The organism is Variovorax sp. 54, from assembly GCF_002754375.1.
In the GTDB taxonomy this organism is placed as follows: domain Bacteria; phylum Pseudomonadota; class Gammaproteobacteria; order Burkholderiales; family Burkholderiaceae_C; genus Variovorax.
In genome coordinates this window covers 385,218-402,028 of sequence record NZ_PEFF01000001.1, presented here as the reverse complement: position 1 = coordinate 402,028, position 16,811 = coordinate 385,218, and the positions used below count along the sequence as shown (strand labels likewise).

Annotated in this window: 17 protein-coding genes; 11 read left to right on the top strand and 6 right to left on the bottom strand. The window is 67.9% G+C overall.

Features of this window, described 5'->3' with window-relative positions; translation table 11 throughout:
• Nucleotides 1-29: 29 nt before the first annotated feature.
• On the bottom strand, nucleotides 30-1,319 hold the full coding sequence (locus tag CLU95_RS01895; protein WP_099789908.1) for a serine hydrolase domain-containing protein: 1,290 nt from the start codon (nucleotides 1,317-1,319) through the stop codon (nucleotides 30-32).
• Between the two features lie 252 nt (nucleotides 1,320-1,571).
• On the opposite strand from CLU95_RS01895, the gene CLU95_RS01890 reads away from it, so the two are divergent.
• Together CLU95_RS01890 and CLU95_RS01885 are read left to right on the top strand one after the other, a co-directional pair.
• Nucleotides 1,572-2,207, top strand: a complete 636-nt coding sequence (locus CLU95_RS01890) for a superoxide dismutase (protein WP_099789906.1) — start codon at nucleotides 1,572-1,574, stop codon at nucleotides 2,205-2,207.
• 46 nt (nucleotides 2,208-2,253) lie between these two features.
• Nucleotides 2,254-3,153, top strand: coding sequence for a ZIP family metal transporter (locus tag CLU95_RS01885; RefSeq protein WP_257214784.1), 900 nt, complete (start codon nucleotides 2,254-2,256; stop codon nucleotides 3,151-3,153).
• A gap of 24 nt (nucleotides 3,154-3,177) precedes the next feature.
• Here CLU95_RS01885 and CLU95_RS01880 read toward each other — a convergent pair whose 3' ends face one another.
• Both CLU95_RS01880 and CLU95_RS01875 read right to left on the bottom strand, forming a co-directional pair.
• Complete coding sequence (locus CLU95_RS01880) at nucleotides 3,178-4,611, bottom strand: aldehyde dehydrogenase family protein (protein WP_099789902.1); 1,434 nt, start codon at nucleotides 4,609-4,611, stop codon at nucleotides 3,178-3,180.
• 55 nt (nucleotides 4,612-4,666) lie between these two features.
• Nucleotides 4,667-5,224, bottom strand: a complete 558-nt coding sequence (locus CLU95_RS01875) for a peroxiredoxin (RefSeq protein ID WP_099789900.1) — start codon at nucleotides 5,222-5,224, stop codon at nucleotides 4,667-4,669.
• Nucleotides 5,225-5,356: 132 nt separating this feature from the next.
• Here CLU95_RS01875 and CLU95_RS01870 point away from each other — a divergent pair, with 132 nt between their 5' ends.
• The 8 genes from CLU95_RS01870 to CLU95_RS01835 all read left to right on the top strand — a co-directional run bounded on the left by CLU95_RS01870 (nucleotide 5,357) and on the right by CLU95_RS01835 (nucleotide 12,889).
• Nucleotides 5,357-6,922 carry a phospholipase D family protein gene (locus tag CLU95_RS01870; RefSeq protein ID WP_099789898.1) on the top strand — a complete coding sequence of 522 codons (1,566 nt, stop codon included), beginning with the start codon at nucleotides 5,357-5,359 and terminating at the stop codon, nucleotides 6,920-6,922.
• Between the two features lie 9 nt (nucleotides 6,923-6,931).
• Nucleotides 6,932-7,705, top strand: coding sequence for a sterol desaturase family protein (locus CLU95_RS01865; RefSeq protein WP_099789896.1), 774 nt, complete (start codon nucleotides 6,932-6,934; stop codon nucleotides 7,703-7,705).
• Entirely contained in the window at nucleotides 7,686-8,630 is a 945-nt protein-coding gene (locus CLU95_RS01860; protein ID WP_099789894.1) for a fatty acid desaturase family protein, read from the top strand. The genes CLU95_RS01865 and CLU95_RS01860 overlap by 20 nt, the downstream gene beginning before the upstream one ends.
• A gap of 4 nt (nucleotides 8,631-8,634) precedes the next feature.
• Nucleotides 8,635-10,554, top strand: a complete 1,920-nt coding sequence (locus CLU95_RS01855) for a StlD/DarB family beta-ketosynthase (RefSeq protein WP_099789892.1) — start codon at nucleotides 8,635-8,637, stop codon at nucleotides 10,552-10,554.
• Nucleotides 10,538-11,449: a DUF6999 family protein gene (locus CLU95_RS01850; RefSeq protein WP_099789890.1), complete on the top strand. Its 912-nt coding sequence runs from the start codon at nucleotides 10,538-10,540 to the stop codon at nucleotides 11,447-11,449. Before CLU95_RS01855 ends, CLU95_RS01850 begins: the two co-directional genes overlap by 17 nt.
• Nucleotides 11,450-11,475: 26 nt before the next feature.
• Entirely contained in the window at nucleotides 11,476-11,835 is a 360-nt protein-coding gene (locus tag CLU95_RS01845) for a hypothetical protein (RefSeq protein ID WP_373668027.1), read from the top strand.
• On the top strand, nucleotides 11,822-12,070 hold the full coding sequence (locus tag CLU95_RS01840) for a hypothetical protein (RefSeq protein WP_056580179.1): 249 nt from the start codon (nucleotides 11,822-11,824) through the stop codon (nucleotides 12,068-12,070). Before CLU95_RS01845 ends, CLU95_RS01840 begins: the two co-directional genes overlap by 14 nt.
• Nucleotides 12,071-12,295: 225 nt before the next feature.
• On the top strand, nucleotides 12,296-12,889 hold the full coding sequence (locus CLU95_RS01835) for a hypothetical protein (protein ID WP_099789886.1): 594 nt from the start codon (nucleotides 12,296-12,298) through the stop codon (nucleotides 12,887-12,889).
• 5 nt (nucleotides 12,890-12,894) lie between these two features.
• On the opposite strand, the gene CLU95_RS01830 is transcribed toward CLU95_RS01835, so the two are convergent.
• Entirely contained in the window at nucleotides 12,895-13,731 is an 837-nt protein-coding gene (locus CLU95_RS01830) for a metal-dependent hydrolase (protein WP_099789884.1), read from the bottom strand.
• Nucleotides 13,732-13,849: 118 nt separating this feature from the next.
• Here CLU95_RS01830 and CLU95_RS01825 point away from each other — a divergent pair, with 118 nt between their 5' ends.
• Entirely contained in the window at nucleotides 13,850-14,479 is a 630-nt protein-coding gene (locus CLU95_RS01825; RefSeq protein ID WP_099789882.1) for a TetR/AcrR family transcriptional regulator, read from the top strand.
• Here the strand turns inward: CLU95_RS01825 and CLU95_RS01820 are convergent.
• Nucleotides 14,476-15,618, bottom strand: a complete 1,143-nt coding sequence (locus CLU95_RS01820) for an ABC transporter permease (protein WP_257214508.1) — start codon at nucleotides 15,616-15,618, stop codon at nucleotides 14,476-14,478. The two genes, CLU95_RS01825 and CLU95_RS01820, sit on opposite strands and share 4 nt — an antisense overlap.
• Nucleotides 15,618-16,802, bottom strand: a complete 1,185-nt coding sequence (locus tag CLU95_RS01815; protein WP_099789880.1) for an ABC transporter permease — start codon at nucleotides 16,800-16,802, stop codon at nucleotides 15,618-15,620. Before CLU95_RS01815 ends, CLU95_RS01820 begins: the two co-directional genes overlap by 1 nt.
• Between the last annotated feature and the right edge of the window lie 9 nt (nucleotides 16,803-16,811).

Below are 16,811 nucleotides of genomic sequence, written 5' to 3'. Positions count from 1 at the left end.
CCATGGCCCGCGGGCGCGCGCCATGCGGGCTACTTCAGCACCGCCGCATAGACCATGTTGCGCGCGAGGCTTCGGTAATGGGTGCGGTACTTGGGCGATTGCAGCATCAGCACGACGAACATCTCGTTCTTCGGATCGATCCACATGTAGGTGCCACCCGCGCCGCCCCAGTTGTACTCGCCGCCGCCGGAGGGGTAGGGCGCCTCGCCGTCGTTGCGGCGCACCGCGAAGCCCAGGCCGAAGCCGTAGCCCGGGCCCGGCAGGTAGAGCGGGCCGGCCGTGATGCCGGCGCCGGCGTTCGAGTGGTCGCTCGTCATCAGCGCCAGCGTGCGCGGGCCGAGGTAGCGCGTGCCGTCGAGCGTGCCGCCGTTGAGCAACATCTGCAGGAAGCGCGCGTAGTCGGACGCGGTCGACACCAGCCCGCCGCCGCCCGATTCGAGCTTGCGCGCGATGCGCGGGTCGTTCAGGTCGGCGCCCACGCCGAAGCTGCGGTCGCTCGGCAGCGGCTCGGCGATGCGCGGCTGGCGCGCGGGCTCGGGCACGTAGTACGTGGTGTCCTTCATGCCCAGCGGGTCGAGCAGGCGCGTCTTTTCGAACTGATAGAGCGATTGGCCCGACACCACCTCGACCACGCGGCCCAGGATGTCGGTCGAATAGCTGTAGTCCCAGGTCGTGCCGGGCTGGTAGGCCAGCGGCAGCTTGGCCAGGCGCTGCGAGAACTCGGCGTTGGTCGGGTCGCCGGCCGCGAGGTCGGCGGCGTTGTAGGCCTGCTTGACGAGGCCGGGGCCGAAGAAACCGTAGGTCAGGCCCGAGGTGTGGCGCATCAGGTCCTGCACGGTGATCGGGCGGCGTGCGGGCACGGTCTCGAGCACCGGCTTGCCGTCGGCGCCGGGCTTCTCGATGCCGACTGTCATGCTGGCGTATTCGGGCAGGTACATCGCCACCGGGTCGTCGAGCTTCATGCGGCCGTCTTCCACCAGCATCATCGCGGCGACGGTGGTGATGGGCTTGCTCATCGAGTAGATGCGGAAGATGCCGTCGCGCGGCATCGGCGTGCCGGCGGTGGCGTCGAGCTTGCCGACCGGTTCGAACCACGCGACCTTGCCCTGGCGCGCGACCAGCAGCACCGCACCGGGAATCTTGCCGGCGGCCACGTCGGCCTTAAGCACGTCGGTGAGCTTCTGCAGACGTTCGGTGGACAGGCCCACCGATTCAGGCCGGGCGGTGGGTAGCGACTGGGCGGTGGCGAGCAGCGGCAGGGCGAGGCTCAGGCCGAGCAGGGCTGTGCGCACCAGGGCGCGGCGCTTCAGGAAGGTCATGCGTGTTGTCTCCGTCGGTGGTGGAAGGATGGAACCGGCAGGACGGTCTTGACGCCGTCCGTTCGAACCGGTCGCCGGGCAGTGTATCGGTGGACGGGCCGCAGGGCAGGTGCTTGGCGGGCTGGCCGATTGGCGGCATCTATGGCGCCGATATCTTGACGCAGACAATGAGAATTACTATCATTTGAACGCCTGAGTACGCAGCACAAGCACCACGCAAAGGGCTCTCTTCAACCAAGGAGCTTCCGAACCGTGCCGTACACCCTGCCAGCCTTGCCCTATGCCTTCGATGCGCTCGAACCCCACATCGACGCGCAGACGATGGAAATCCACCACGGCAAGCACCATCAAACCTACGTGAACAACCTCCATGCGGCGTTGAAAGACACGCCGCTTGCGGACACGCCGGTCGAAGCCCTCATTGCCGGTGTCGAGGAACTGCCCGAGGCGCTGCGCGCGCCCGTGCGCAACAACGGCGGCGGCCATGCCAACCACAGCCTGTTCTGGACCGTCATGGCTCCGGTGGGCCAGGGCGGCGGCGGGGCGCCTTCGGGCGCGCTCGCGAACGCCATCGACACCGACCTGGGCGGTTTCGACGCCTTCAAGGACGCCTTCACCAAGGCCGCGCTCACGCGCTTCGGCAGCGGCTGGGCCTGGTTGGTCGTCGGCGCCGACGGCAAGCTGGCCGTGGAAAGCAGTGGCAACCAGGACAGCCCGCTGATGCGTGGCATCGGCTCGGGCAAGACCCCGATCCTGGGCCTGGATGTGTGGGAACACGCCTACTACCTGAAGTACCAGAACCGCCGCCCCGACTACATCGCGGCCTTCTACAACGTGGTGAACTGGGCCGAAGTGGCCCGCCGCCATGCCGCTGCGACCGGCGGCTGATGAGCCGAAGAGGAGCCTGCCCATGAACGACTCGCCGCAGGGAACGATGGCCGCACAGCCGTCGCCAAGGTCGCCGCGCACGGTGCGCGAATGGATCGGCTTTGCCATCGTCGCGGCCGGTGCGCTGGCGCTGGCGTCGCAGTTCTGGTCGTTCGTGCGCGCCGACCCGATGGTGTGGAACGCGCTGCGCGGCGGTTCGGTGGCGGCGCTGGCGACCGCGCTGGGCACGCTGCCGGTGCTGTTCTCGCAGCGGTTGCCCGACAAGCTGCAAGACACGCTGTTCGGCTTCGGCGCGGGCGTGATGCTCGCGGCCTGTGCCTTCTCGCTGATCATTCCGGGGCTGGACGCGGCCAAATCGACGGGCGTCTTCGGCGGTGGCGACTGGGCGGCCGGCGGCGTGATCGGCGCGGCCATTTTGCTCGGCGGCCTGGTGCTCATGACCATGGACCGCGTGCTGCCGCACGAGCATTTCATCAAGGGCCGCGAAGGGCAGACGGGGCGGCAACTGCGTCGCACCTGGCTCTTCGTGTTCGCGATTGCGCTGCACAACGTGCCCGAGGGTTTGGCCATCGGCGTCGGCTACGCGGCCAACAACGGCGTGCGCGCCGATGCACTCGCCACCGGCATCGCGATCCAGGACGTGCCCGAAGGGCTGGTGGTGGCTGTGGCGCTGCTGGCGGCCGGCTACAGCCGCTTGTTCGCGGTGCTGATCGGCATGGCGTCGGGCTTGGTCGAGCCGCTCGGTGCCGTGCTTGGCGCGGCGGTGGTGGGGCACTCGGCAATGCTGCTGCCCTGGGGGTTGGGCTTTGCGGCGGGTGCGATGCTGTTCGTGATCAGCCACGAGATCATTCCCGAATCGCACCGCAAGGGGCACGAAACCTATGCGACCAGCGGGCTGATGATCGGCTTCGTGCTCATGATGTTGCTGGACACCGCGCTGGGCTGACGCCCGGGCGCGGCGCCGTCGGCCTCAGCCGTGCTTGATGGCGATAGTCTTGAGCGTCGTGAAGCCGTACAGCGCCTCGAAACCCTTCTCGCGCCCGTAGCCCGACGACTTCACGCCGCCGAAGGGCAGCTCCACGCCGCCGCCTGCACCGTAGTTGTTGATGAACACCTGGCCGCTCTTCACGCGCTTGGCCATGCGGAACTGGCGCGCGCCGTCGGCTGTCCAGACGCCGGCCACGAGGCCGAACTGGGTGGCGTTGGCGAGTGCCACGGCTTCGTCTTCGTCGGCGAACTGCATCGCGGCGAGCACGGGGCCGAACACTTCTTCCTGTGCGAGGCGATGGCCCACGGGCACGTCGCGCAGCAGGGTCGGGGCCTGGTAGAAGCCGGTCTCGGGCGCTTCTTCGACCACCACGCCCTGCGCCACCATCGGGATGCCGGCGTGTTGCGCGTCGCTCAAGAAGTCCCACACGCGCTGTTGCTGTGTCTGGCGGATCAGCGGGCCGACGTCGAGGTCCATGGCGGCGGGGCCGACGCGCAGGGCTTCGAAGGCGTGGCCCAGGCGCTCGAGCAGGGGCTCGTAGATGTCGCGCTGGATCAGCACGCGCGAGCCCGCCGAACAGGTCTGGCCGGCGTTCTGCACGATGGCGTTGATGATCACGGGAACGGCCGCGTCGAGGTCAGCATCGGCAAAGATGATCTGCGGGCTCTTGCCGCCCAGTTCGAGCGTGACCGGGCAGTGCCGTTCGGCCGCCACCTGCTGGATCAGCGTGCCGATCTTCGGGCTGCCCGTGAAGCTGATGTGGTCGATGCCTTCGTGGCGTGCGAGTGCGTCGCCCACTTCATGGCCGTAGCCCGTCACGATGTTGAGCGCGCCGGCCGGAAAGCCGACCTCGGCCGCCAGTTGTGCCACGCGAATCAGCGAGAGGCAGGCGTCTTCGGCCGGCTTCACCACGCACACGTTGCCGGCCGCCAGGGCGCCGCCCACGCTGCGCCCGAAGATCTGCATCGGGTAGTTCCACGGAATGATGTGGCCCGTGACGCCGTGCGGCTCGCGCCAGGTGAAGACGCTGTAGCCGTCCTGGTAGGGAATGGTTTCGCCGTGCAGCTTGTCGCAGGCGCCGGCGTAGAACTCGAAGTAGCGCACCAGCGCCACCGCGTCGGCGCGGGCCTGCTTCACGGGCTTGCCGCAGTCGCGCTGCTCGATGAGTGCGAGCTCGTCGACGTGCTCGGCGATCTTCTGCGAGAGCTTGAAGAGCAGTCGGCCGCGGTCGGCGGCGCTGACCTTGTGCCACACGCCCTCGAAGCAGTCGCGCGCGGCGCGCACGGCGGCGTCGATGTCGGCGGCGTTGCTGCGCTGGATCTCGTCGAAGGGCTGGCCGTCCGACGGGTCGATGACGGGGAGGGTGCGGCCGGAGGCGGAAGGGACGTCCGCGTTGGCGATGTAGTTGAGCTGCATGGGGCGAGATTTTGCGCGAAGCACGTCCCGCGCGTGGTGCCCCGGCCGGCCCGCCTTACTTCGCCGCGGTGGCTTTGGGCAGCGCGCGCACGGCGTTCAGCATGCGCTCGACGTGCTTGTCGGGGTTGAGGTTCTGGTAGTAGTAGGCGACCTTGCCGTCGGTCGCGATCACGTACGACAGGCGGTTGGCGAAGTCGGGCCGGGTCTGCATCAGCGCGTCGAAGCCCTGGATCACGGTCTTGCCCTGGTCGGACGCCACTGGAAAGCGGCTCTGGCACGACTTGACCGAGAACTTGGAGAGCGTGTCGATGTCGTCGGCCGAGACGCCGATCACCGTGGCCCCGAGCGCTGCGAACTGGTCGACCGCCTCGGCGAAGGCGTGGGCCTCGATGGAGCAGTCGTTCGAGTCGGCCGCCGGAAAAAAGTACAGCACCACCGGCCCCTTGGCCAGCGCTTCGGCCAGCGAGTAGCGGAAGGTCTTGCCGCCGAGCGCGGCCGTGGCCGTGAACTTGGGCGCGGGATCGCCGATGTCGAGTGCGGCGTGGGCAGGGGGTACCCCGGCGGTGAGGGCCGCGGCCCACAAAGCGGTGCGCAGAAGGAGCGATCGGGCCATGATGTAACTCCGAAGCGAAGTGAACCGAATTCTAGGACGGTGCCTTGCGAAATGGGCCCTCGCTGAAACCGCAGCGGGCGCGGCGGCGTACATCAGGGCAATGGCAACCACAACGACAAGAGGAATCCGATCATGAATGCCTGGGCCCGGTCTTTCTTGCGCACGGCGCTGGCCGGCGTGCTGCTGGCATTGCTCGGCGCGTGCGGTTCGTTGCCGCCGGCGCGCGAACGCCCGGCCGAGCACGCGGCCACGGCCGACCCGGGCACCGCGCTCGCGAAGATCGCCGCGGCCTCCACGCCGCCCGGCGAGCACTCGGGTTTCCGGCTGATGCCGCTGGGCGTGTACTCGCTCGACGCGCGCCTGCAGCTCGCGCAGCGCGCCGAGCGCTCGCTGGTGGTGCAGTACTACCAGCTCGAGAACGACGCCACCGGCCGGCTGCTGCTGCGCACGCTGCGCGAAGCGGCGGCGCGCGGCGTGAAGGTGCGGGTGCTGGTGGACGACCTGTACACGGTGAAGAGCCAGCAGCTCTTGCTGGCGCTGTCCGAAACGCCGAATGTGTCGGTGCGCCTCTTCAACCCGTTCTGCTGCGCGCGCGATGGCTTTCTCTCGCGCTTCGTGGTGTCGATCTTCGACATCCACCGGCTCAACCACCGCATGCACAACAAGCTGTTCATCGCCGACGGCGCGATGGCGGTGGTGGGCGGGCGCAACATCGCCGACGAGTATTTCGTGCTGAGCGAGGCGCAGAACTTCATCGACATGGACGCGCTGGTGGTCGGCGAGGTCGTGCCGCAGCTCGAGAGCATCTTCGACGCCTACTGGAACAGCGACCAAATCTGGCCCATTGCCGACATCGTGCGCAAAGAGGCGGGCGCCGCGACCTTCGACGACGAGGTCGGCATGGCCGGGCCGCCGCCGAAGGTCGTGCTGCCGCCCTCCGACATCCTCGGCTACGGCCCGATCGCCGAAGAGCTCGACGGCGGCCGCATGGGCCTGCTGTGGGGCGAGGCACGCGCCATCGCCGACCCGCCCTCCAAGCCCACGACGCTGACGGCCGAAGACGCCATTGCCACCAGCGTGACGATGAAGGTCTGGGCGCTGCTGCTCGACGCCAAGACCGAGGTCGACCTGACCTCGCCCTACCTCGTGCCCGGCGAGCGCGGCATGGCGGCCTTCGAGGACCTGGCCAGGCGCAAGGTCAAGCTCACGCTGCTGACCAATTCGCTGGCCGCCAATGACGAGCCGCTGGTGCACACCGGCTATGCGCGCTACCGCGAGCGCCTACTCAAAGGCGGCGCCGACCTGTACGAACTGAGCCCGCAGCGCACCACCGCGAGCATGCGTTTCGGCAGCTTCGGCAACTCGCTGGGCCGGCTGCACGCCAAGACCGCCGCCATCGACAAGACGCGCATCTTCATCGGCTCGATGAACCTCGACCCGCGCTCGGCCAGCCAGAACACCGAGATGGGCGTGGTGGTCGACAACCCGCAACTCGCGCGCGAGATGCTGCGCATCATCCATGTGAGCAAGCTGCAGAACTCGTACCGGCTGCGGCTGTCGAAGGAGGGCGGCACGCTCGAATGGCTCACGAACGATGGCGAGAAAGAGATGATCCTCACCTCGGAACCCGAGTCGGGTTTCTTCCAGCGCCTGTACAACACCCTGATCTCTCCGCTGGTGCCCGAGATGCTGTTGTAGCCTCGGGGGATGGCGCAGACCTTCACTTCTCTTTCGGCCCCGCAGGTCATGCTGTGGGGCCTGCTTTTTTTCGGCGGCATCTACCTGGGTTTCGGCGCACTCACCTGGCTGCTCACGAAGCGGGTGCTGCCGGCGTTGCACATCGGGCGCGCGCTCGACCCGCGACCCTTGCAGCCCGGCCAGCTGCGGCGCGAACTGACGCAATCGGGCATCTCGGTGCTGATCTTCGGGCTGGGCATGGTGTTTCCGTGGGGGCTGCTGCAGCTGGGCTGGGCACGGCTCGAGCCCGACGCGGGCTGGCGCCGCATCGGCGTCGAAATCCTCGTGCTCGCGGTGTGGAACGACGTGCATTTCTGGCTCAACCACCGGCTGCTGCACACGCGCTGGCTGCGCCGTTTCCACGGCCCGCACCACCGCTCGTTCGTGACCACGCCGTGGGCCACGTACAGCTTTCACCCGATCGAGGCGCTGATGCTCGGCAACGTGATCCTGCTGCCGATGGTGCTGCACGACTTCAGCTTCTGGTCGCTGGCGTCGGTGCCGGTCTTCAGTCTGTTCTTCAACTGCGTCGGGCATTCGAACTACGACTTCGTGCCCGGCGTGTCGTACAGCCACTGGTTCGCCGCGAGCCGCCGGCACCACCTGCACCATGCCGTGCACAACGGCAACTACGGCTTTCAGTTCACCTTCATGGACCGGCTGTTCCGCACGCGCATCGCGGCCGATGCGGCCGAGCCGTTGTTCCAGGCTTTTCGAAAGAAGCATGGCGCCACGACCGCCTGACGCCGCGCGCCATCGGCTGCCGAGGCTGCGCCATTGGCGCGACTGGCAAAGCCTCGCCTACCTCGTCGCCTTGCCTGCACTGGCGGCGTGGCAGTGGGTGCATGGCTTCCAGGGGGTGCTGTATGCGCTGATGCTGTTTCTCACGCTCGGCATCGGCGTGATCCATCACAACCACGTGCACCTGCGCATGTGGCGCGGTCGGCGCATGAACCGGCTGACCGACTTCTGGATCACGCTGCTGCAGGGCCACCCGACCTTCGTCTTCTGGCCCGCGCACGTGGCCAACCACCACCGCCATCGCCATGGGCCGAAGGACGTGGTGCGCACCTACCGCTTCGGCGGCGACACCAACCATCTGTGGGGCTACCTGCTGCACCCGTTCCAGGCGGTGTGGGTGCTGATGCCGGTGTTCGTCGGCTGGCTCGCGCGGCTGCACCGGCACCACCGCGGCGCCTGGCGCTACTGCATGGCGCAGTACGCGCTGTGGCTGCTCAGCTGGACCGTGTTGCTGGCGGTCGACTGGCGCAAGGCATTGATCTTCGTGATCGTGCCGCAACTGCACGGCCTGCACTGGCTGCTGGCCACCAACTACCTGCAACACGCGCACGCCGACGGCCGCAAGACGCCGCGCAAGGAGGCACCCGGCGATACCCGCGGTAGCCAGCTGAACTACGCCCGCAATTTCGAGGGGCTGGTGAACCCCTTGCTGTTCAACATTGGCCTGCACACCGCACACCACGAGAACCCGCATGCCCATTGGTCCGAGCTCACGCACCTGCATCACACGCGCTACCGCGCGCAGGTGGCACCCGCGCTCAACGAGGGCGGGCTGGTGCCGTACATGGTGCGCGTCTTCGTGCTGGGGACCGTGTGGCCGCGTTTTCGCAGCCGCTCGCTGATGCCTCCCGATTCACCTATTGCCTGAACCCATGCCCGTTTCATTCCAACGCGTGTACCTCGAAAGCGCCGGCTATTTCATGCCCGGCGAGCCTGTTCCCAACGACCGCATGGACGCGTACATCGCGCCGCTCAACCGCATGTCCGAGCGCATCAAGCGCCGCATCCTGGCCGAGAACGGCATCCTCACGCGGCACTACGCGATCGACGAAGAGGGCGTGACGCGCCACACCAATGCGCAACTGGCGGCCGGCGCGATCCGCGACTGCCTGCAGCGCGGCGGTGCCGAGCTGTCGCGCGTGTCGCTGCTGGCCAGCGGCTCGTCGGGCGGCGACACGCTGATGCCCGGCTTCGCCAACATGATCCAGGGCGAACTGGCGGCGCAGCCGATGGAAACGCATTCGGTCCACGGCATCTGCGCGGCCGGTGTGTCGGCGATCCAGACGGCCGCGCAAGGCATCGAGCTGGGCGCGCACCGCTCGGCGCTGGCGGTGGCCAGCGAAATGCCGTCGCGCCTGTTCAAGCGCTCGCGCTTCGCCGCGCGCGGCTACGAGACCGATTTCGACTCGCACTTTCTGCGCTGGATGCTGTCCGATGGCGCGGGCGCGCTGCTGCTGTCCGACGGCACGCCTGCGCTGGCCGGCAAGCCGGGGCTGCGTTTGAAGCTGAAGTGGGTGCACCAGCGCGCCTTCTCGGGCGACTACCCGGTGTGCATGCAGCTCGGCCTCACCGAAGACCGTGCGCGCGGGCACCTCGATTTCGGCTCATGGGCCGAAGCCGAGGCGGCCGGTGCGCTGTCGCTGCGCCAGGACATTCGCCTCTTGCCGCACCTGTTCGACATCGGCATCCACGAGTACGCGGGGCTGGTGCGCGACGGCTGGGTCGATCCGAAGCGGGTCGACCATTTCCTGTGCCACTACTCGTCGGAAAAATTCATCCCGGTGGTCGAAGACCTGATGGCCAAGGCCGATCTGGCGATTCCGCGCGAGCGCTGGTGGAGCAACCTGGCGTGGCGCGGCAACACCGGCGCGGCGTCGATCCTCGTGATGCTGGCGGAGTTTCTGCACACCAAGGCGCTGAAGCCGGGCGAGCAGATCTTCTGCTACGTGCCGGAGTCGGGGCGCTTCATGGCGGCGTACATGCTGCTGGAGGTCGAGGCCGTCGATGCGGCGCCGGTCGTGATCGCGCCCCGCGCCGCGGCTGTGGTGCCCGACGACGACCTCGTCATCGCGCCGCCGCACGACCCGGCCGCCGCGCCCGAAGGCCTGGGCGCCTTGCTGACGGAGCTGGCCGCCATCTGGCACGACTACCGCTCGCGCGTGTGGCGCACGCCGCTGATCCGTCAGATCCGCGAGCGCCGTTTTGCCGTGCCCGACTACCTGAACTGGATGGAGCAGTGGGTGCCGCAGGTGCGCGAAGGCAGCCTGTGGATGCGCGAGGGTGCCGCCTCGCTGAGCGCGCCGTACCGCATGCTGTCGTCACTGATCGACGTGCACGCGGGCGAGGAGCAGAACGACTTCAACATTCTCTTCAGCGACTACCGCAAGGCCGGCGGCACGGTCGAGTCGATCGACGAGTTGCGCCGCAACCCGGGCGGCGAGGCGCTCAACGCCTACCTGCACGGACTGGCCGCCACGCGCGACCCGATTGGCCTCTTGGGCGCGATCTACATCATCGAAGGCACGGGCCAGCGCATCGTGCCGGCGCTGCTGCCGCTGCTCAAGGCCAGCCTGAAGCTGCCGCCCGAAGCCTTCCGTTTCCTCGAGTACCACGGCCACAACGACGAGCACCACCTGAACCGCTGGCTCGCGGCGGTCGAGATGGTGATGGCCGTGGAAGGGCAGGCCCGCGCCGCCCGCCAGATTGCCGACACCGCGCGCCACACGGCGGCGCTGTACCTGATGCAGTTCCAGCACATCACCGAACGAATGCCTCATGAGCCGAACGCCTGAATTTTTGACGCAAGCCCACGACGAGCGCGACCCTAGCCCGTGGCTGGCGCTGTACCTCGACCAGAGCACGCCGCTGCCCGACGACGTCAAGTCCGCGTGGCTGGCCGATTCGAGCTCGGCGTCGCGCCAGTACCTGCTGCCGTTCCTGCGGCCGATCGCGCGGCTGACGATCATCCTGATCCAGATCGTGAAGGTGTTCGTGCCGCGCAACTGGTCGCATTCGATGCTGCTGCACCGCTTCCTGGCGTGGGGGCTCAAGCGCTTCGTGTCGCCCGAAGCCAACTGGCTGATCCTGCGGCACTTTCACCTGGGCTCGCAGGTGCTGGCGTTCATCGGGCGCAACTCGCCCGCGCCCGTGGGCACGTCGCCGCTGGAGCCGGCCGACATCGACGCGCTGAAGGACGAGATGTTCCTGAAGCACGACCTGAATTTGTTCAACTTCGTGATCCGGCTGAACAAAGCGTTGCGCGACAAGGGGCTGGCGCTGTGCAAGGGCGAGCAGGTCGATTTCTCGATGATCCAGTCGCCGGCGCTGCGGCTGGAAGACATGCCCCAGGGCAAGCTGAATTTTCTCGACCTGCAAAGCGCCATCGAGCTGTTCACGCCGCTGTACCAGCTGATGCTGACCGACAACGATTTCTGGCGCGCGGCCAACTCCTTGCAACTGGACGAAACGATCGGCATCTACGCGGCGACGATCCTGAACGCGCCCGAGCACCTGATCCTGGTCAACAACAAGCATCCGCTGGTGCCGCTGTCGACCTTGCGGGCCGGGCACCGGCTGGTGATCCACGGGTTGTCGACCGAAATGCTTCACAGCCTGCTCCAGCGCATGCGCGCGGCGCGGGAAGCCATGTCGGCAGAGACACTTCCGCGCGACCCGCCCCTTGCATAGGGGTATGCTGTCCCCACATGCAAACCATGAACACGACCCGAAATCCGTCCCCCAAGACCGATCTGGCAGTGACCCACGTACTGGCTCAACTGCTGGAGAGGCTTGAGCACAGCGCCGTGCCGGTTGGCGCCGAGCAGTACCGCTCGGTGGTCGAGCACCTGGTGCATGAATTCGAAGACGTCGAAGCCGGTGCCGAACTGGGCCAACTGCTCGATGCCTATCCGGCCGCCTCCGAGGTCTACGAAAATATGAATTACCAGCACGCCGGCCTTTGCCGCTCGGCGCTGGACGTTTCCCTGGCCGCCGAAGGCGCAGCCAGGGAAGCCATTGCCCGCGCCATGCGCGGTGACGAATCGAACAAGGACAAGATGCATGGCCAAGGGTGAAGTGAAAACGGCAGTGGTGGCGGACGGGCTGCGCTACAAATCGAAGGCGCCGGGCTCTCCGTTCCGCGCCTCGGCGTCGTTCAGCGGGGCCACGATGTCCTGCTTCATGTGCGGCAAGCACCGCGTGCGGTCGCAGCTGCGCACGCGCCAGGTGCTGGGCAAGTCGCAGACCGTTTGCGCACCGTCGTGCAAGGCGCTCGACGAGGCCCTCGAGGCTGAAGCATCGTCGAGCTGAACCCCTAGCACGACGCCGCGTCGCGTTGGCGACATGGCCTCATCGGCATGTCGTCGATTGCCTTCCCTCCCGGGCGCAATCGATATACAGTTGGACACAAATGATGCAAGTAATTGCATTAATCTAAAGTTCTAATTTGTAGCCGATGACCACTCAAATCCAGCAAGAAGGCGATCGGTGCCCCGCAGTGGGTGTGGATTTTTCTCTGCATGGAGGGACTGAGCTGTGAACAAGCCGCGCCACGTCGTCATGCAGGTCGTCAAGCGCTCGTCCGGCAGCGCCACGCACCACGTCGAATTCCTGATGGACGACAACTTCGCCGAGCGCCTGCGTCAGTTGCGCTCGCTGGTGCCGCCGCTGGGTGCCCTCAACAAACAACGCGACCTCGTGATCGACAAGGTCCGCGTGCGCCTGCCCAACGCCATCTGGCGCTCGGGCAACGAGATCGCCATCGACGGCGGGGTCGACGGCTCCTGCATCGTGATCGCAGCCGAGGGCTCGTTCAACTGCGGCGGCAAGGACCGCCGCACGCGCGAAAAGCTCGTGACCTACAACTTCTCGATCGCACGCCTGATCGAGCTGCACGGCGAACGCCCCGAAGGCGAAACGCTCTACATCCGCGACGGCGTGTTCGCCAACGACGAACCGGCCGAATCACCGGCCGGCCGCTGGGTGGCTTCCATGCACGAGCTCGAAGTGGTGATGCGCGTGCCCGACGCCCCGTCGGATTTCGACACGCTGCATGACCTCACGATGCGCGCCGACGGGCAGCCGACGCAAGCGGGCGCGCTGAGCCCGCACCGCGCCAGCATCTACTGACGAACTCAGGCCGACGTTGCCACAGCAGCGCCCACCGGCGTGAACTGCGCGCCGTTGTCGGCCAGCCAGCGCGCCGAGAGGCTGCTGTCCTGCTGGTCGGGGTGGAAGTCGCTGCGCAGGTACTGGCGCCAGCCTGCGAGATTGCCCCGCAGCAGGCCGCCGCGGCCCAGCAGGATGCGCGCGGCGCTCTTCCAGGTGGCCCACTTCCACAATTGCTTTTCATGCCGCAGGTTGTCGACCGTCTGGCGCATCAGGTCGCCGAGGAACATCACCGTCACGCGGCGGAACCAGCGCGTGCGCCATTCGTCGGAGCCGCCCGCGGCCTTGTAGATGTCGAAGGCGACGCTCTTGTGCTCCAGCTCTTCCGCGCTGTGCCACAGCCACATCGTGCGCAGCCGGGGCTCGGCGCCGTCCAGGATCTCGGGGCGGGCCAGCAGCCACTCGGCGAACATGGCCGTGAAGTGCTCGGTGGCGGCCGTCACGGCCAGCGCGTGGCGCGGATCGGCGCCGTCCATCAGTTCCATGCGCTGACTGGCGCGCGCGGTCCAGCGGTCGACCAGGCCCTGCTGGTCGAGGTGCGCGTTGAACAGCGAATGGATGCGCCGGTGCGTCGCCTCCTGTCCGATGAAGCCGCGCACGTCGGCGCGGTAGCGCTCCTGCAGCTCGGGCGGCAGCGTGGCCATGGCGTCGCGCACGGCGTCGATGAAGAACTGCTCGCCGAAGGGGAAGCTCATCGACAGGGCGTTGAAGAAAGCCGTCGAAAAGGCATCGCCGCCGCACCAGTCGCGCGAGAAGGGCGGTTGCAGATCGATCAGCAGGCGGCGGACAACGAGTTCGGTCATGGGATGGCAATTCCTGAGGTCGGGGGCAAAAGTTGGTACAACTCCGTACCGCGTGCCGCCATGGTGCAATTGTGAATTGGTACTGTCAAGTACCAAGGCGTAGGAAAATGAATCGCACATGACTGCCACCATCGACAAACCCGCCACGCCCGATGCCGCCGAAGGCGCGCCGAGCGAGCACTACACGCGGCTGCTGCAGGGCATGGCGCATGCCGTGGCGGCCAAGGGCTACGCAGACACCACCATCGCCGACATCGTGCGCGAGGCGGCCGTGTCGCGGCGCACGTTCTACGAGCACTTCAGCACCAAGACCGAGTGCCTGATCGCGCTGTACGAAACGGCCAGCCGGCTCGGCCTGCAGGCCGTGAGCGAGGCCTTCGACCCGGCCCAGCCCTGGCACACGCAGGTGGAGCAGGCGATGACCGCGTACATGGACTACCTCGCGCAAGACCCGGTGCTGCTGCGCACGCTGTTCGTCGAAATCCTCGGGCTGGGCCTGCCGGGCCTGGCGGCGCGGCGGCGCGTGAATGGCGAGATCGCCAACTTCATCCAGGTGGCGATCAACAGCAGCGAGTCAGGTGAGACACCCGCGGCGCACCTCAGCAGCCAGATGGCGATGACGGTGGTGGGCGGCATCAACGAACTGGTGCTGCAGGCTATCGAGCAGGACCGCGTGGGCGACCTGCGAGAGCTGGTGGCGCCGGCCACGCGGCTGGTGCGCGCCGTGGCGGCCGACAGCCGACGCTAAGCTCGCTTGGCCTTGCGCGGCGTGGCCGCGATCCACAGCACCAGCAGGCCCGCCACCACCATCGCCGCCAGCGCCCCCAGGTAAGGCAGCACGTCATGCAGCGGCGCGCCCATCTGGTTGAGCCGCAGTGAGGCCTGGATGCCTGCTGTGCTCGGGAACAGCCAGCGCAGCGCCTGCAGCGGTGCGGGCAGGGCCTCGACGGGCCAAGAGAAGCCCGAGAGAAACGCCATCGGCAGCGCAGTGAACAGCAGCACCTGCAGCGCACGCTCGCGGTCGCGGAACCAGCAGCCCAGCAGCAGGCCAAGCACGCAGATCGCGGGCACGTAGAACAGCAGCAGCACCAGCGCCCCGAACGGATTGCCGCCGCGCGGATAGTCCTGCAAGAAGAACACCCAGCCGAAATAGAACACGCCGCTCAGCACGCCGAAGCCCGACAGCGCGCCCAGCCGCCCGAGCCAGGCGCCCATGCCCGTGCGCAGGCGACGGGCCTCGGCCCAGGTGCCGGCCAGCATCGCGGCGCCCATCAGCAGCGTCTGCTGGAGGATCAACAGCGCCACCGCCGGCACCACGTAGCTGCCGTAGCCTTCGGTCGGATTGAACAGCGGCACGAGCTGCGTGTTGAGCGGGCTGCGGCTGCGTGCCGCCTGGATGGCGCTCTGGCCGCCGGCCTGCAGCTTGCGGATCTCGACACCGGCCGACACCGTGCCCACCGCCTCCGAGAAGCCGTACAGCACCGCCTTGTTCAGCAGCGCATAGGCGCCGTTGCCCTCGATGGTCACCACCGCCGGCGTGCCGCGCAGCACGTTGCGCTTGAGGTCTTGCGGCAGCAGTGCATAGCCTTCGATCTCGCCGCGCCACAGCGCCTGCTGCGCCTCGTGCACGTCGGACGTGACCATGCGCACGTCGAGCCGCGGGTTGGCCATCGCGAAGCGCGCGATCTGCCGCGACAGCCCGCTGTGGTCCTGATCGACCACCGCCACCGGCACCCGCGTGACGGCTTGCGTGCCGTAGGGCCAGGGGTAGAAGAAGCCGTAGATGATGGGCGCGAGCAGCATGATCAGCAGCACGCCCTTGTCGCGCAACACATCGAGCGCCGTGTCGCGCCAGGCGGCGCCGAAGCCTTGGGTGGGTTCGCTCATCAGCGGCCTCCCCACGTCTCGGGCGCAGCGGCCGCGCGCACCAGCAGCGTGGCCGACACGGCCAGCAGCACCGCAGTGCCCACCACCATCCACAGCGGCGTCGCGGCCGAGTACGTCACGGGCGCGCCCATCTGCAGCTGTTCCATCTGCACGCGGATGTAGTGCGTGTAGGGCAGCAGGCTGGCCCACAGCTGCGCGAGCACGGGCATGGCGACCAGCGGAAAGCCCACGCCGCCGAACGCGAAGGCCGGCGCCGTGATGAAGCCGGTGGCCGACAGCGCGGTGCGCAGCGAGCGCGTGAGGCTGGACACGAAGGCGCCGAGCGCGATCGACAGCGCCACGAACACCACCAGCGCGAACAGCGTCCACCCCACCGAGCCGACCGGGTGCCAGCCGCGGCCCGCAGTGATCCACAGCATGGCGGCGATGCCCACGGCCGACAGGCTCGCGAACGGCAGCGCCAGCTTGCCCGTCAGCGCGGCCAGTGCCTCGGGCCAGCGCGGCGCGGCGCCGAGCCAGCCGCCCAGGCTGCGGTCGCGCAGTTCGCGGCCGACGGCCCAGGCTCCGGCCGTCATGGCGAGGATGTGCAGCAGCGCCGGAATGAGCGCGGCGCCGAGAAACTGCTCGTAGTCGGTCGAGGTGTTGAACAGCGCCACCATGCTGGCCTTGACCGGTTCCATGCTCACGCGCGCGGCCTTCATCGACTCGCCACGCTTGTTGCGCACCGCGAGCTCGACGCCGGCCGACAGGGTGGCGACGGCGGTGCGCACGTCGCGCTGGATCAGGCTCGAATGCGTGCCCAGTTGCGCGTTGTGCAGCAGCACGATCTGCCCGACGCGGCCCTGCTTGACGTCGCGGCTCAGCTCGCGCGGCACCTGCACCGCCGCATCGACCGCGCCGCTCGTGAGCGCGCGCTGCATCTCGGCCTCGTCGGCGTACTGCTGCGCCACGCGCAGGCCCGGCGTGGCGTCCAGGAAGCGCACCAGCTGGCGCGAAAGGGCGGAGTGGTCCTGGTCGAGCACGCCGGTCGGCAGGCGCTCGGGCAGGCCGGCCGAGAAGATCCACCAGATCAGGAACACCGCGAGCAGCGGCACCCACGAGATCATGGCCAGGTCCCACGGGCGCGTGCGCAGCAGCGCGAATTCGCGCCGGGCGCTGGCGGTGGAAAAGCCGCGCAGGCTCATGGCGGGTTC

Excerpts from the sequence above, each read along its gene's own strand:
- CLU95_RS01895 (WP_099789908.1), bottom strand. The coding sequence starts at position 1,319 with ATGACCTTCCTGAAGCGCCGCGCCCTGGTGCGCACAGCCCTGCTCGGC.
- CLU95_RS01885 (WP_257214784.1), top strand. The coding sequence starts at position 2,254 with ATGGCCGCACAGCCGTCGCCAAGGTCGCCGCGCACGGTGCGCGAATGG.
- CLU95_RS01880 (WP_099789902.1), bottom strand. The coding sequence starts at position 4,611 with ATGCAGCTCAACTACATCGCCAACGCGGACGTCCCTTCCGCCTCCGGC.
- CLU95_RS01875 (WP_099789900.1), bottom strand. The coding sequence starts at position 5,224 with ATGGCCCGATCGCTCCTTCTGCGCACCGCTTTGTGGGCCGCGGCCCTC.
- CLU95_RS01870 (WP_099789898.1), top strand. The coding sequence starts at position 5,357 with ATGAATGCCTGGGCCCGGTCTTTCTTGCGCACGGCGCTGGCCGGCGTG.
- CLU95_RS01865 (WP_099789896.1), top strand. The coding sequence starts at position 6,932 with ATGGCGCAGACCTTCACTTCTCTTTCGGCCCCGCAGGTCATGCTGTGG.
- CLU95_RS01860 (WP_099789894.1), top strand. The coding sequence starts at position 7,686 with ATGGCGCCACGACCGCCTGACGCCGCGCGCCATCGGCTGCCGAGGCTG.
- CLU95_RS01855 (WP_099789892.1), top strand. The coding sequence starts at position 8,635 with ATGCCCGTTTCATTCCAACGCGTGTACCTCGAAAGCGCCGGCTATTTC.
- CLU95_RS01850 (WP_099789890.1), top strand. The coding sequence starts at position 10,538 with ATGAGCCGAACGCCTGAATTTTTGACGCAAGCCCACGACGAGCGCGAC.
- CLU95_RS01845 (WP_373668027.1), top strand. The coding sequence starts at position 11,476 with ATGAACACGACCCGAAATCCGTCCCCCAAGACCGATCTGGCAGTGACC.
- CLU95_RS01840 (WP_056580179.1), top strand. The coding sequence starts at position 11,822 with ATGGCCAAGGGTGAAGTGAAAACGGCAGTGGTGGCGGACGGGCTGCGC.
- CLU95_RS01830 (WP_099789884.1), bottom strand. The coding sequence starts at position 13,731 with ATGACCGAACTCGTTGTCCGCCGCCTGCTGATCGATCTGCAACCGCCC.
- CLU95_RS01825 (WP_099789882.1), top strand. The coding sequence starts at position 13,850 with ATGACTGCCACCATCGACAAACCCGCCACGCCCGATGCCGCCGAAGGC.
- CLU95_RS01820 (WP_257214508.1), bottom strand. The coding sequence starts at position 15,618 with ATGAGCGAACCCACCCAAGGCTTCGGCGCCGCCTGGCGCGACACGGCG.
- CLU95_RS01815 (WP_099789880.1), bottom strand. The coding sequence starts at position 16,802 with ATGAGCCTGCGCGGCTTTTCCACCGCCAGCGCCCGGCGCGAATTCGCG.